Origin of the sequence: Serratia sp. 14-2641 (assembly GCF_001692375.1) — a bacterium.
In the GTDB taxonomy this organism is placed as follows: domain Bacteria; phylum Pseudomonadota; class Gammaproteobacteria; order Enterobacterales; family Enterobacteriaceae; genus Chania; species Chania fonticola_C.
This window is the reverse complement of record NZ_LXKR01000009.1, coordinates 174,496-189,603: the sequence shown is the minus strand read 5'-3', so window position 1 is coordinate 189,603 and position 15,108 is coordinate 174,496. Positions and strand designations below refer to the sequence as shown.

Sequence of the window (15,108 nt, the reverse complement as noted above, 5' to 3'; positions counted from 1 at the left end):
TACGTAATGACATGGCAGATCTCTCATTCCACGGCATAAGCAGCTCCACTCAGAAGTACTCATACCTATGTTGTAAGTGTCTACCATGTCCCCGAACAAGTGTTCATGATGTCCTCGGTCTGTACACTCCCACAGGGAGAGGGAGCTGGTACGCCGTTGTCATCCAGGCAAGAGCCATCCCTTCCATGATTCGATACGGTGTTGCCATCCAGGCAAGAGTCATCCCTTATATGAGTTGATACGGTGTTGTCATCAGGTACTGAGATATACCTGTAGCACCGACCCTTTCATTTACCGATGGGCAGGTCGTGAAAGAAATAACCACTGGCACGTTCGGTCCCCTCTCCTTGTGGGAGAGGGCTAGGGTGAGGGGGCATGACGAGCACGATGCTTCATCAGGCCTCAGCATCTTTCTGCTGTAGTGCCACCAGGTGTTCACGCAATGCGCCTTCAATCGGCAGTGCCCGCTGGGTTTTCAAATCAATACAGACAAAGGTCAGCGTCGCGTCGGCGACCACGGTCCCCTCAGGCTCCAGCAATACCTGCTGGCTCAGCACGCCGCTCTTGCCATTGAGTTGCAGCATCTGGCTATCGATACGCAGCTTATCCCCTAATACGGCAGGCTTACGATAATTGATATTGATGTTCACCACGATAAACGCGATGTTGTTTTGCGTCATCCAGTGGAAAGCATCCAGATCCTCCAGCCACTCCCAGCGCGCTTCCTCCAGGAATTCCAGATATCGAGCATTATTAACGTGTTGATAGACATCAAGATGATAGCCACGAACTTTGATATAAGTCTGCATAGTGAAACAACCGCTCCTGCTCTGGTGATAACGAATTAATACCGGCATACCCGTTCAGTGATATCCCTCCTTGCTGGCCGCAGGCTTTTCCGCAGGGCTTGGGCAAAGAGTTTGCGATGGATGACTGGTATGACCTGTAAAATGTAGCAGAGCAGCGCGGCTGCGAGGCCACTTTGCCACGCAGCCGCGAGCGGGATCACATTTTCAGTCGATCACGATTTCTTTCCACCAAGGAGGGGCCGATACCCGGCACCTCCTGTAGCTGGTCTATTTCGCTGAACGGGCCGTTCTGTTCGCGGTAGCGCACTATGGCCTCTGCCTTTTTCAGCCCCACGCCGTTCAACACGGTGGCTAGCGCCTCTGCATCTGCCTGGTTAATACTGACCTTGGCTTCCCCCTCGCTTTGCGCTTCAGAGCTGACCTTAGGCGATACCGCAGCGGCCTGTGGTTGCCCCTGAGAGGGTTTCTCTGCGGCAATGGCCGAGCTCCCTATCAGGCCAAACAGCGCCGCCGCCAAGAGTAGCTGGCGGATAACGGTAAAACGGACAATGGCTTTATTTTCGCTAAGTTGCATGCTGTATCCTCCTTGTGTTTGACAGCAAGGTTACCTTGCCGCAGCGGCGGAAGATCGGCAATTGGCAGAGTTTAAATGTGGAAAAGGCCGCGAAAGCGGCCTTTGAGTCTTTCAAGCTGTTGCAAAAAAATGCGGTGCGAATCCCCGTCGTCTTTCAAGCTGCAGCGTTGTTACCTGCACTTGCCCACCCCAGTCACTGACGAAAAGTAAGCTCCTGGGGATGAACAAGCTTGTCACTTGAAATCCATAGGGGACAAGTTACGGCTGTTGCTGCTCAGCGGCACCCATTTTGATCTTGGCTTCTTTGCGCAGGTTAGTCAGCAAGGCATCGAAGGTCACGCTAGCGCTTCCTTTCTCCATGTTGCTGACGAAGGTTTTCATTTCGTCTGCTGGCAACGTACCTGGCTTAACGCTATCCAGGGCGATCAATACCACGTTCCCTTGAGCATCCTGTGACATACCGTAAACCACTTTACCGGCTTCCGGGTGCGGCAGTGCGAATACGGCTTCCACCAGTTGGCTGTCTTCCGGGGCGCGCGCCATTTTCTGTACGCTGCCGAAGCTCAGACCTGCGGCTTTCATCGCCTCATCGCCTTTGCCCTGCTTCAACTCAACCAGCAGTTTTTCACCCTGCAGTTTGGCTTCTTGCAGTGCCTTGTTGTGTTTGACCATCGCGGTTACGCGATCTTTCACCTTGTCGAAAGGTTCAATCCCTTCCGGCTGATGGGCCACAACGCGGATCACGAACGCGCGGTCACCGTCAACGGTGATGACGTCAGAGTTGCTGCCTGGTGCGCCGTTCTCGCCAATCAGTGAACCATCGAAGATGGCTTGCACAACCGGCTTGAAGTTCAACGCAGCAGGAACAGAGTCACGGGTAAACCATTCGGTGTTAGCCGCCTTGATACCCGCAGCTTCTTCCGCTGAGGCCAGGGACTCGTTATCGCTGGTCGCCGCTTCGCTGACTTTCTGCTGCAGCGCATAGTAGGCATCTACCGCTTTTTCCTGCTTGATCTGCTTGGCGATAGCATCATGCACTTCGCTCAATGGCTTCACCAGCGCAGGCTTGATATCGTCCAGACGCACGATCAGATAACCCACTGAAGACTTCACTACGCCAGAAAGTTGGCCTTTCTCGGTCAGGTTAGCCTGTTTCAGTTCGTCTGCCGTGGTATCTGGCTCCATCCAGTCCATTTCGCCACCGGTACGGCGCGAGATGATGTCGGTAGATTTCTCTTTCGCCAACGCAGCGAAATCACCACCGTTTTTCAGCTCTTCCAATACCGCTTTGGCATCCGCTTCGGTTTTCAGCTGGATCACGCTGAATTTTTTGCGTTCCGGCTGGCCAAAGCTGCTCTGGTGCCCATCGTAATAGGCGCTGATATCCGCTTCGGTAACGGTCACTTTATCCTGCAATGCCGCGGCATCCAGCGGAATAAAGCTCACTTTCACCTTCTCTGGTGCGATGAAGCTGTTTTTGTTCTGCTCGAAGAAGGTCTTCAGCTCTTCGTCGGTGACGGTTTGCTTGGCCATCATGGCATTGAGATCGATCGTCGCCAGGCGCACATCGCGCTCTTGCAGAACCAGGGCAACCATAGACTCTGCTTCGCTTGGTGGGACGATGTCGGAACCGCCGAAGCCCTGGATCATCTGCTGGTTGATTAACCGCTGGCGCGTGTATTGCGCATATTGGTCTGCGCTAAAGCCCGAACGGGTAATCAGGTCGAGATATTTGGCGTTGTCGAACTTGCCGTCCGTCTGGAAATAGGCTTCTTGACGGATGGCCTCTTTCACCTGATCGTCACTGGCACTCAGGCCCAGCGTCTTCGCGTACTGGTCCAGCAGCGACTTGTCGATCAGTTGAGACAGCACCTGCTGGCGCATCTGCTGCATGTAACCTTCGTTGCCAGCCATGGCAGAGAAACGGTCACCCAGTTCCTGCTGCATACGGCTACGTTCACTCTGGAAAGCCTGTTCCAGCTGGGCGCGTTCGATCACCTGGCCATTTACTTTCGCAGCGTAATCGCCGGCACTTCCCTGATAGCTGACTACTCCAGTCAAAAGAAATGACAAGATAATCAGCCCCAGGATGATTTTTAGCACGACGTGATTAGCAGCCGCGCGTAAATTGTCCATCATAGTGTGACAACACTCCGCTGTGATGTGGATTAACAACCCTTGTGCAGGCGCGTTCCCTGCGACAAAAATAAAAAAAGCGCATCAACCTGATGCGCCTTATATCTTACCTTACCAATACCGCTGCGTCAGGTGATTGTTTACCGGCGACGCGATGCGATTAAACGCCGTAATCAGTTTACTGCGTCTTTCAGGGCTTTCCCTGCACGGAAAGCCGGAACTTTGGCTGCCGCGATTTTGATCTCTTTACCCGTTTGCGGGTTACGGCCGGTACGAGCTGAACGCTCACGCACGGTGAAAGAACCGAAACCAACCAGAGCCACGTCATCCCCTTCTTTCAAGGAATCGGTAACGGAAGCAATAATTGCGTCCAAAGCACGCCCTGCTGCCGCTTTAGAAATATCAGCACCCGCGGCAATTTTGTCGATCAGTTGTGACTTATTCACTCTATCATCCCCTCTAGAATTCAAAACGTCGCACCGAAAAAATCCCTACGGTTACGACAGCGCTGCTGTTATATCAATCCCGTCGTGCCTTGGCAAGCCACCAAACGGCGACGAAACGCGAGCCGACAGGGATCTAACTTAGCGGCACAAAAAAATACTGGCAAGTCCGAATTGGCTTGCCAGCATGAGTTTTATCAATGGTTTTTGCTATACGTCACTATTTTACCGCTACGGGCTGTGCGCCGAAGGCCGGATTGACCAGTGCAATGTTCAAAACTTCATCGATTCGCTGTACCGGGTGGATCTCCAGATCGGCAATGACGTTGTCCGGGATCTCTTCCAAATCGCGCTTGTTCTCGTAAGGGATCAGCACGGTTTTGATACCGCCACGGTGTGCCGCCAGCAGCTTCTCTTTCAGACCACCAATCGGCAACACATGACCACGCAAGGTGATCTCACCGGTCATTGCCACATCGGCACGCACCGGGTTGCCTGTCAGGCAGGAAACCAGCGCGGTACACATGGCGATACCGGCACTTGGGCCGTCTTTCGGCGTCGCCCCTTCCGGCACGTGGACGTGGATATCACGTTTTTCATAGAAATCGGCGTTGATGCCCAACTTCTCTGCACGTGCACGTACTACGGTCAGCGCGGCCTGGATCGACTCCTGCATCACTTCACCCAAAGAACCGGTGTAGGTCAGCTTGCCTTTGCCCGGTACGCAGGCGGTTTCAATGGTCAGCAGATCGCCGCCCACTTCCGTCCACGCCAGCCCGGTTACCTGACCTACGCGGTTTTCGGTGTCTGCACGGCCGTAATCAACACGCTGAACGCCCAGATAGTCCTTGAGGTTCTCGCCGTTGATCTCGATGTGCTTGAGCTTCTTGTCCATCAGCAGCGACTTGACCGCTTTACGGCACAGCTTGGAAATTTCACGCTCCAGGCTACGCACCCCGGCTTCACGGGTGTAATAACGGATAATGCCGATAATGGCACTGTCGTCCACCGTCAGCTCGCCTTTCTTCAACGCGTTGCGCTCAAGCTGCTTTGGCAACAGGTGCTGTTTGGCGATGTTCAGCTTTTCGTCTTCGGTATAGCCGGAAAGACGGATCACTTCCATACGGTCCAGCAACGGTGCCGGGATGTTCATCGAGTTCGAGGTCGCCACGAACATCACGTCGGACAGATCGTAATCCACTTCCAGATAGTGATCGTTAAACGCCACGTTCTGTTCCGGATCCAACACTTCCAGCAGGGCTGAAGCCGGATCGCCACGCATGTCGGATGACATCTTGTCGATCTCATCGAGCAAGAACAGCGGGTTTTTCACCCCAACCTTGGCCATTTTCTGGATCAGTTTACCCGGCATGGAGCCGATGTAAGTCCGGCGGTGCCCGCGAATCTCCGCTTCGTCACGTACGCCGCCCAGCGCCATACGGACATATTGGCGGCCGGTCGCACGAGCGATCGACTGCCCCAGCGAGGTTTTACCCACGCCAGGAGGCCCCACCAGGCACAGAATTGGGCCCTTGATTTTGCTGACGCGGCTCTGCACTGCAAGATACTCAAGGATGCGGTCTTTGACGCGTTCCAGGCCGTAGTGATCGGTATCGAGCACTTCCTGCGCCTTGAGCAGGTCTTTTTTCACCTTGCTACGCGCATTCCACGGCACCTGGATCATCCAGTCGATATAGCCACGCACTACGGTTGCTTCCGCAGACATCGGCGACATCATTTTCAACTTTTGCAGTTCCGCTTCGGTTTTCTCACGCGCTTCTTTCGGCATTTTGGCCGCTTCAATCTTGCGCTTCAACGCCTCGTGTTCATCCGGCGTGTCGTCCATCTCGCCCAGTTCTTTCTGAATCGCCTTCATCTGCTCATTCAGATAGTACTCGCGCTGGCTCTTTTCCATCTGTTTCTTGACGCGGTTACGGATGCGCTTCTCAACCTGCAGCAGGTCGATCTCCGACTCCATCATCGCCATCAGGTACTCAAGACGCTCGGTGATATCGAACATCTCCAGCACCGACTGCTTGTCGCTGAGCTTCAGCGGCATATGCGCGGCGATGGTGTCCGCCAGGCGTGCAGCGTCGTCGATGCTGTTCAACGAAGTCAGCACCTCCGGTGGAATTTTTTTGTTCAGTTTGATGTAGCCTTCAAACTGATTGATCGCGGTGCGCACCAGGACTTCCTGCTCACGCTCGTCGATAGCCGGTGATTCAAGATATTCAGCCTGGGCAGCGAAGTGTTCGCCGCTGTCGGAAAGCGTGGTAATACGCGCACGCTGCAAACCTTCGACCAGCACCTTGACCGTGCCGTCCGGCAGTTTCAGCATCTGTAAAATCGATGCAACGGTACCTACCGAGAACAGATCGTTAATGCCAGGTTCATCCGTCGAGGCCTCTTTCTGCGCCACCAGCATGATCTTTTTATCGTGATCCATTGCGGCTTCGAGGCACCGAATCGATTTTTCCCGGCCAACAAACAACGGGATCACCATGTGCGGATAAACCACCACGTCGCGCAATGGCAACACGGGGATTTCAATGCGTTCGGAACGCTCAGGGTTCATAGAGCTCTCTCTTAGTTTAATTTCCGCCAGGATTAGGGGGATCTCATGAGACGCAAGCATCAAACGTTTCACAAAATCTGGATTATGAGTATATGGGGATGAATCTCTGACATTCAACGGTAACAATGTCGAGAAAAAGAAAAGGGGGATAAAATCCCCCTTTTACGATTAACTTTCTGGTTTGACTGGCTAATTATTCGCCAGAAGCCTGCGCTTCCGGTTTGCCGTAAATCAATAACGGCTTGGATTGGCCAGCGATCACCGATTCGTCGATCACCACTTTATCTACGCTTTCAAGCGACGGCAGATCGTACATGGTGTCCAGCAGCGCGCCTTCTACAATCGAACGCAGGCCACGGGCACCGGTCTTACGCGTCATGGCCTTCTTGGCGATGGCGTTCAGCGCTTCCTCACGGAATTCCAGATCTACCCCTTCCAGATTGAACAACGCCTGATACTGCTTGGTCAGGGCGTTTTTCGGCTCTTTTAGGATCTGGATCAGTGCTTCTTCACTCAGTTCGCTGAGGGTGGCAACCACCGGCAGACGACCGATGAACTCCGGGATCAGACCAAATTTGATCAAGTCTTCCGGCTCTGCCTGCAACAGCAGTTCGCCTTCGGTGGCTTTTTCAGATTCACCCTTCACCGTGGCACCAAAACCAATACCGGAACCGGTGTTAACGCGCTGGCCAATCACCTTATCCAGGCCGGCAAACGCACCGCCACAGATAAACAGGATCTTGGAGGTGTCCACCTGCAGGAATTCCTGCTGCGGATGTTTACGTCCACCCTGTGGTGGAACCGCCGCAATCGTGCCTTCGATCAGCTTCAGCAACGCCTGCTGCACGCCTTCGCCCGAAACGTCACGGGTGATGGACGGGTTGTCTGACTTACGAGAAATTTTATCAATTTCATCGATATAGACGATGCCGCGCTGGGCTTTTTGCACGTCGTAGTCGCATTTCTGCAACAGTTTCTGGATGATGTTTTCCACGTCCTCACCGACGTAACCGGCTTCGGTCAACGTTGTGGCATCGGCCATGGTGAACGGCACATCCAGGAAACGTGCCAGCGTTTCTGCCAGCAAGGTTTTGCCGCTACCGGTTGGGCCGATCAGCAAAATATTGCTTTTACCCAGTTCGATGCCATTGCTGGTATCGCCGTTACGCAGGCGTTTGTAGTGGTTATAGACCGCCACCGCCAGCACTTTTTTCGCCTGTTCCTGACCGATAACATAATCATCCAGGTGGTGACGAATTTCGTGCGGTGTCGGCAATGAATTACGCTCGCGATGCGGCGCAACCTCTTTAATCTCTTCGCGAATAATGTCGTTACACAGATCAACACATTCATCGCAGATATACACTGACGGACCGGCAATCAGCTTACGCACTTCATGCTGGCTTTTGCCGCAGAAAGAGCAGTACAGCAGCTTTCCTGAACCGTCTTTGCGCTTATCTGTCATGAGTCAAACCTCTTCTTTTGTCTTTGTCCCGCACCATTACGCGGCGACAATGCGCCCAAACTTTATACCGGGAACGCCGATAACGCTGTTTAAAGCGAGCCAGGCCCGCTCTGAATACTATAGCCTATCGGCCCGCAAGCCGCGCACTACCCGTACCCCTTCAGGCAGCAGGTACGCACTACAGCTTGCGACCCTTTGGGTATAGTTTTAGCTGCGGTGCGTCAGAATGCTGTCGACCAGACCGTATTCTACCGATTCTTCCGCGGTCATGAAGCGGTCACGTTCGGTATCACGTTCGATCTGTTCCAGCGATTGGCCGGTATGCTGTGCCATCAACTCATTCATGCGAGCCTTCACCTTCAGGATCTCACGCGCATGGATTTCAATATCCGTTGCCTGGCCCTGGTAGCCGCCCAGCGGCTGGTGGATCATCACTCTGGAGTTTGGCAGGCAGAAACGCTTGCCCTTGGTGCCTGCCGTCAGCAGGAACGACCCCATGGAACACGCCTGCCCCATACAGATGGTGCTGACGTCCGGTTTGATAAACTGCATGGTGTCATAGATTGACATACCAGCCGTGATCACGCCGCCCGGCGAGTTGATATACAGGAAAATATCTTTTTCTGGGCTTTCTGCCTCGAGGAACAACATCTGCGCCACGATCAGATTAGCCATATGATCTTCAACCTGGCCGGTCAGGAAGATAATGCGCTCTTTCAGCAGGCGGGAATAAATATCGTAAGAACGCTCCCCGCGCGAAGTCTGCTCTACCACCATCGGCACCAGTGCCATGTTAGGTGCAAATTGGTCTCGTTCGCCACTGTATGACATTACCGTCTCCTAATAGAAATTGCCTTGGCGCCATTGTCTGTCGATTCTACTTGAGAACGGCCATCATGACTACGTTCAAGCCATCGACAGGCTCCACACTGATTTGACGGCGCTATCATTCCGCCAGGCGGATAAAGCGGCCCATACTGTTGTAGGAATTGGGGGGTCACAGAGCGAATTTCAAGCCCGGTGAACAATTTCACCAACATCCCTGTGTGGCAGGCAAGGTCACAACCACTGGCCTTCCGCCGCCGCCATTCATCCTCGACCCAATAAATATAGTGCATATTGCCACAGTTAAGCCGAGATTAATCAGTCACGTGGCAAAAGAAAAGCCCGTAACCAAAGTTACGGGCCTTGTAAGGAACTCCCAGCTACGGCAATGGACCTGCCATCAGGTCGCTCCTGGCATCAACCAGCATTACGCTTGTTGAGTCTGGTTCATCAGCTCGCTGAAGGTAGTGGCTTTTTCAGTCACTTTCGCTTTAGCCAGCAGGGCTTCTACCGCTTGTTCTTCCAGAGCAACGTTACGCATGTTGTTCATCAGCTCTTTGTTTTTGCTGTAGAACTCAACTACTTCGCTCGGATCTTCGTAGGCGGAAGCCATTTCTTCGATCAGGGTCTTAACGCGATCTTCATCGGCTTTCAGATCGTTGGTGCTGATCACTTCGCCCAACAGCAGACCGACTACAACGCGACGTTTGGCTTGCTCTTCGAACAGTTCGCGTGGCAGTTCCAACGCTTGCTTCTCGTTGCCACCAAAACGCTGTGCAGCCTGACGACGCAGAACGTCGACTTCGCCGTCGATCAGTGCCGCTGGCACGTCGATTTCGTTAGCGTTGACCAGACCGTCGATAGCCTGAGTCTTGATGCGGTTACGCACGGCGCCTTTCAGTTCGCGCTCCATGTTTTTACGCACTTCGGTACGCAGACCGGCGAGAGAACCATCAGCCACGCCGAAACGCTTGATGAACTCTTCGGTCAGTTCTGGCAGCTCGCGCTGTTCAACTTTCTTCAGCACGATAGCGAACTTGGCCGCTTTCCCTTTCAGGTTTTCTGCGTGGTAATCTTCTGGGAAGTTGACGTCGATGGTGAACTCTTCACCGGCTTTATGACCCACCAGACCTTCTTCGAAGCCTGGGATCATGCGGCCCTGGCCCATAGCCAGAACGAAATCAGCGGCTTTACCGCCTTCAAACTCTTCACCGTCGATAGAGCCGGTGAAGTCAACGGTCACGCGGTCTTCAGCAGTGGCTGCGCCGTCGGTGTCTTTCCAGGTCGCCTGCTGCTTACGCAGAGTTTCCAGCATGGTATCAACATCGGCGTCGTTAACTTCAACCACAGGTTTTTCAACCTCGATGCTTTCCAGGCCTTTCAGCTCAACTTCTGGATAGACTTCGAATTCCACGGTGAAAGCGAAATCTTCGCCTTCTTTATACTCGCCCGGTACGTAGTTTGGTGCACCGGCCGGGTTGATTTTCTCTTTGATGATCGCGTCAACAAAGTTGCGCTGCATCAGATCGCCCAGCACGTCCTGACGGACGGAGGCGCCATAACGCTGTTCGACGATGTTCATCGGCACTTTGCCTTTACGGAAACCGTCGATACGTACGCTTTTAGCTGCGTTGATCAGCTCTTTCTTTACTGCCTGATTGATAACATCAGCGGGTACAGTAATAGAGAGACGGCGCCCAAGGCCTTGAGTGGTTTCTACTGAAACTTGCATCTTGTTACCTCAAAAAAATCACAGTGCTCGGTCAACTCCGTTCCAAGAACCAGGACGGCTACATTAAAAACCGAGTTCCCTGATGTCGAGAGCGTTCCGAAACCATTCCGGAAAAAATAGACGCGACATTATAGCGGCGCAAGCGTAGCTAGTCGAGGATGGCAAGGCAGCACTGGCGCGTTAAAAATCACACTTTTGCCGATTTTTCGCCCAAATACCTTAATGCCATGGCCATCAGAGCTGCAAACGCCTTCGGCTTTGTCGTCGTCAAAAACAGCAACGGCCCGTAGGCCGTTGCAAAATTCGTCAGTAGTAATACCTTAAATACGGGTAAAAGTTCCACTGATACCGTAAATTTTAGGTATTAAGCCAATGTGCCCGCCCCACGACAAGGTGGCGAAGCCGGCACCGTATCCTGCAGCCCTTCCCACTCTTTCAGGGTATAGGTATGCAATGCCAGCGCGTGTACGCCGTTTTCCAGCTCTTCCGCCAACACGCCATAAATGGAGCGATGCCGGGTCAGGAACCGTTCGCCGACAAAGCGGTCGCTCACCAACACCACTTTGAAATGACTTTCGGATCCAGCAGGAACGTTATGCCGATAGCTCTCATCAGTCACTTCCAGATACGCGGGTTCAAACGCCGCCCTTAACTTTGCTTCTATTTGCTCGCGGATCATAGGATCTCCTTACAACACCGGCAGGCTACCAGGTTCTACTTTAATATTAGTCGGTTTTGCCCCCGCCAGAACATGGCTATCGTAAATCACACGACTCAATGCCGAAAAATTCATCAATACAAGTGGCTCAGTTGAGGTTTATCCGATTGAGCCTCGCGAAAAAGCCTGTTTTTATCCTGGTTGAGGAAAAATTTACGTCACGGCCACCTTCAACACTTCCCCCCGTTGTTGGCAATGCTATGATGGCGGCAATTTATCGTTGACTCTAGCGCTTTGATTATCAAGCACCCACAACCCTGCCCGCGGGCTTGAACAGCACCGGGTATAAAACCACGATTGATGAGACAGTCATAATGTTAAAAAAACTTTGTCTTCCGCTGCTGGCTGCACTGCTGCTGGCTGGCTGTGCCGCCAGCACCAATACCCTGAACGTAACCCCGAAGATCGTGTTGCCACAGCAGGATCCCACCCTGCAAGGGATCACCATCAGCATTAACGGTGCAGACCAACGCCCCGATCAGGCACTGGCAAAAGTGAACCGTGACGGCCAACTGATCACCCTGACCCCATCACGTGATCTGCGCTTCCTGCTACAAGAAGTGCTGGAAAAGCAAATGGGCGCGCGTGGCTATATGATTGGGCCATCAGGTGCAGTTGATTTGCAGATCGTAGTCAATACGCTGTTTGCCGACGTTTCCCAAGGCAACCTGCGCTACAACATCACCACCAAAGCGGATATTTCAATCATCGCGCAGGCCAAAAACGGCAACAAGCAGGTGAAGAACTACCGTTCTACCTATAACGTGCAGGGTGCCTTCACCGCCAGCAATGAAAAAATCACCGATGCGGTCAACACCGTGCTGGGTGACGTCATCGCCGATATGGCTCAAGACACCAGCGTCAACGACTTTATCAAGCAAAACGCACGTTAATCAGGCAATGCCTCGCGCTGCTCGGTTAACAGAGCAGCGCAGATCGGGATCTCATGTCGAAACAGTATCTGAATATTTTTACCCAGCGTAATTCCGTCATCCTGTTGGTGTTGGGCTTTGCCTCGGGGCTGCCGCTGGCATTGACCTCCGGCACGCTGCAAGCCTGGATGACCGTCGAAGGCCTCGATCTGAAAACCATTGGTATTTTCTCGCTGGTGGGTCAGGCCTACGTATTCAAGTTCCTCTGGTCTCCGTTTATGGATCGCTACACTCCGCCGTTCCTCGGGCGGCGGCGTGGCTGGCTGTTGATCAGCCAGTTGCTGCTGGTAGTGGCCATCGTGGCGATGGGGTTTATGAATCCGTCACAGCATCTATGGTGGCTGGCCACGCTGGCGGTGGTGGTGGCATTCTGTTCTGCCTCACAGGATATTGTTTTTGACGCCTACAAAACCGATTTGCTGGCGGCCGAAGAACGCGGAACCGGGGCCGCAGTGTCAGTACTGGGTTATCGCCTGGCGATGCTGGTCTCCGGCGGGTTGGCCCTGTGGCTGGCCGATCGCTATTTCGGTTGGCAGGCGACTTACTGGCTAATGGCCGGGCTGATGCTAATTGGCGTAGCCGCTACGCTGATGGCACCGGAACCGGACGACAGCATTCCTGCGCCGCGCACCCTCGAGATGGCGGTAGTCGCTCCACTGCGTGACTTCTTCGCCCGTAACAATGCCTGGCTGATCCTGTTGCTGATCGTGATGTATAAGATGGGTGACGCTTTTGCCGGGAGTTTGAGCACCACCTTTCTGATCCGCGGCGTCGGCTTCGATGCTGGCGAGGTCGGCCTGGTGAACAAAACCCTCGGTCTGTTTGCCACCATCGTTGGGGCCCTGTTCGGCGGCGTCTTGATGCAACGTCTCAGCCTGTTCCGGGCGCTGATGCTGTTCGGCATTTTGCAGGCGGTATCCAACATCGGTTACTGGCTGTTGGCGATCACCGCTAAAAACATCCTGACGATGGGCAGCGCCATTTTCCTGGAAAACCTGTGTGGCGGCATGGGCACCGCAGCCTTTGTCGCCCTGCTGATGACCCTGTGCAACAAATCCTTCTCCGCCACCCAGTTTGCCCTGCTCTCGGCGCTCTCCGCCGTTGGCCGTGTTTACGTCGGGCCGATTGCCGGTTGGTTCGTGACCGCCCATGGCTGGCCACTGTTTTATCTCTTCTCCATCGCGGCGGCGGTTCCAGGCCTGCTGCTGCTGTTAATCTGCCGCCAGACGCTGGAGTACACGCAACGTACCGACAACTTTATGCCACGCACTGAGTTTCGTGCCGCCTATCGCTGGGCATTGCGTCTGTTGGGCGTCGGATGCTCGCTGCTAGGCGTATGGCTGCTGTTGCTAATCGCCAATGCGCTGAATTGGACCAACTGGCCCGAGCTTGCTGTGCAGCTGCTGCAAACCGGTGCCATGCTGAGCCTGGTGGGGATTATCATGGGTAGCCTGTTGGACTACCTGGCGTTGCGCCGAACGCAATTAGCGTGATTTTTTTGTTGGCCGATAAAATTCGGCCAACAAAAAAGCATCAGAAAAACGAATTTATTTCGTTAAAAATTTAATATTTTTACCTAAGCTATTTTTTTACCCGAGTAAAACGCTCGGAAATAGATTTTAATTCACCTCAACAAAACAAAAATTTTACATTAAATAAACCTTTTTGCGCCTATTCAAACATCGCCACCGCTGACGCGATATCCTGACATACCCTTGGTTTTCCATGACATAGCATCCCCCCGGAACGATTCAGCTCGCCAACACGTTGTTGCCATTAGTAAATTGTCACCTAACGTTACATGTGTGACCCCCTTAACAGAAAGTGTCAACAAGCCGCTGACACTCTCTTAAGTATGTTTACAGTACTGCAACCTTCCCGTAAAATGCCCGCACACATGAAACGACAATATAGAGCCTTGGTAATTGGGGTCGTTAGATGAGACTTAAGAAATACAATAAAAGTATTGGGATGTTATCCTTAATTGTCGCCACCGTTATGCTAAGCGGTTGCGATATGGTGTTGATGGATCCCAAAGGAGCAATAGGTGTTGAGCAACGAAGACTGATCCTCACGGCAATCGGCTTGATGCTGATCGTTGTGGTGCCAGTGATCTTCATGGCATTTGCCTTTGCCTGGAAGTATCGTGCTTCCAACAAGAGCGCCAAGTACAGTCCGAATTGGTCACACTCCAACAAGATTGAAGCGGTCGTCTGGACCATTCCAATCATTATCATCGCCATCCTTGGCACCATAACCTGGAAAACAACCCACGCGCTGGATCCATTCAAGCCGATTGTCGCCGACAAAAAGCCAATGACCATCGAAGTGGTGTCGTTAGACTGGAAATGGCTGTTCATCTACCCTGAGCAGGGTATCGCGACCGTTAATGAGTTGGCTTTCCCGAAAGATGTTCCAGTCGAATTCAAAGTCACCTCTAACTCGGTAATGAACTCGTTCTTTATTCCTCAGTTAGGTGGGCAGATTTATGCGATGGCCGGGATGCAGACCAAACTGCACCTGATCGGCAACGAAGCGGGTAAATACGATGGTATTTCCAGCAGCTTCAGTGGCCGCGGGTTCTCCGGCATGAAATTCACCGCCATTGTCACCCCGACCGAAGGCGACTTCGATCAGTGGGTAGCCAAGGTGAAAGAATCGTCTAATACCCTTAACGCCACCAGCGATTTTAACAAACTGGCAGAGCCGAGTGAAAACAACCCGGTTGAGTACTTCTCCAGTGTCAAACCGAATTTGTTCAAAGAGACTATTGGCAAATTCATGGGTGATATGCACATGCACAAAGGCGCAGAAGCTTCTTCCGCGCACCAAGGCATGGACATGAGCCAGGGTATGGACATGAGTGAACATGCTCACGCCGGAGCCGAGGAATAATCTG

12 protein-coding genes are annotated in these 15,108 nt (G+C 53.0%); 3 read left to right on the top strand and 9 right to left on the bottom strand.

Going from position 1 to position 15,108, the window contains the following annotated elements; translation table 11 throughout:
* Positions 1-395 precede the first annotated feature (395 nt).
* From A6U95_RS06700 to bolA, 9 genes are all read right to left on the bottom strand, one after another.
* Entirely contained in the window at positions 396-809 is a 414-nt protein-coding gene (locus A6U95_RS06700; RefSeq protein ID WP_024483947.1) for a YbgC/FadM family acyl-CoA thioesterase, read from the bottom strand.
* A 196-nt stretch (positions 810-1,005) separates the two neighbouring features.
* Complete coding sequence (locus A6U95_RS06695; protein ID WP_065683929.1) at positions 1,006-1,383, bottom strand: ComEA family DNA-binding protein; 378 nt, start codon at positions 1,381-1,383, stop codon at positions 1,006-1,008.
* 258 nt (positions 1,384-1,641) lie between these two features.
* Positions 1,642-3,522 carry a peptidylprolyl isomerase gene (gene ppiD / locus A6U95_RS06690; RefSeq protein WP_065683928.1) on the bottom strand — a complete coding sequence of 627 codons (1,881 nt, stop codon included), beginning with the start codon at positions 3,520-3,522 and terminating at the stop codon, positions 1,642-1,644.
* Positions 3,523-3,692: 170 nt separating this feature from the next.
* Entirely contained in the window at positions 3,693-3,965 is a 273-nt protein-coding gene (gene hupB, locus A6U95_RS06685) for a nucleoid-associated protein HU-beta (RefSeq protein ID WP_004954599.1), read from the bottom strand.
* A 217-nt stretch (positions 3,966-4,182) separates the two neighbouring features.
* Positions 4,183-6,537: an endopeptidase La gene (gene lon, locus A6U95_RS06680; RefSeq protein WP_021805482.1), complete on the bottom strand. Its 2,355-nt coding sequence runs from the start codon at positions 6,535-6,537 to the stop codon at positions 4,183-4,185.
* Positions 6,538-6,730: 193 nt separating this feature from the next.
* Positions 6,731-8,002: an ATP-dependent protease ATP-binding subunit ClpX gene (clpX, locus tag A6U95_RS06675; RefSeq protein ID WP_021180166.1), complete on the bottom strand. Its 1,272-nt coding sequence runs from the start codon at positions 8,000-8,002 to the stop codon at positions 6,731-6,733.
* A gap of 207 nt (positions 8,003-8,209) precedes the next feature.
* Complete coding sequence (gene clpP, locus A6U95_RS06670; protein ID WP_021180167.1) at positions 8,210-8,833, bottom strand: ATP-dependent Clp endopeptidase proteolytic subunit ClpP; 624 nt, start codon at positions 8,831-8,833, stop codon at positions 8,210-8,212.
* 421 nt (positions 8,834-9,254) lie between these two features.
* A complete protein-coding gene (gene tig / locus A6U95_RS06665; protein ID WP_024528379.1) occupies positions 9,255-10,559 on the bottom strand; it encodes a trigger factor in 1,305 nt (434 codons plus the stop codon).
* Positions 10,560-10,923: 364 nt separating this feature from the next.
* Complete coding sequence (gene bolA, locus A6U95_RS06660; RefSeq protein ID WP_021805484.1) at positions 10,924-11,238, bottom strand: transcriptional regulator BolA; 315 nt, start codon at positions 11,236-11,238, stop codon at positions 10,924-10,926.
* Positions 11,239-11,591: 353 nt separating this feature from the next.
* Between bolA and A6U95_RS06655 the strand changes: the two genes are divergently transcribed.
* From A6U95_RS06655 to cyoA, 3 genes are all read left to right on the top strand, one after another.
* Entirely contained in the window at positions 11,592-12,170 is a 579-nt protein-coding gene (locus A6U95_RS06655) for a lipoprotein (RefSeq protein ID WP_065683927.1), read from the top strand.
* Between the two features lie 53 nt (positions 12,171-12,223).
* A complete protein-coding gene (gene ampG, locus A6U95_RS06650) occupies positions 12,224-13,702 on the top strand; it encodes a muropeptide MFS transporter AmpG (RefSeq protein ID WP_065683926.1) in 1,479 nt (492 codons plus the stop codon).
* A 445-nt stretch (positions 13,703-14,147) separates the two neighbouring features.
* Positions 14,148-15,104: a cytochrome o ubiquinol oxidase subunit II gene (gene cyoA, locus A6U95_RS06645; RefSeq protein ID WP_065683925.1), complete on the top strand. Its 957-nt coding sequence runs from the start codon at positions 14,148-14,150 to the stop codon at positions 15,102-15,104.
* The last annotated feature ends 4 nt before the right edge of the window (positions 15,105-15,108 follow it).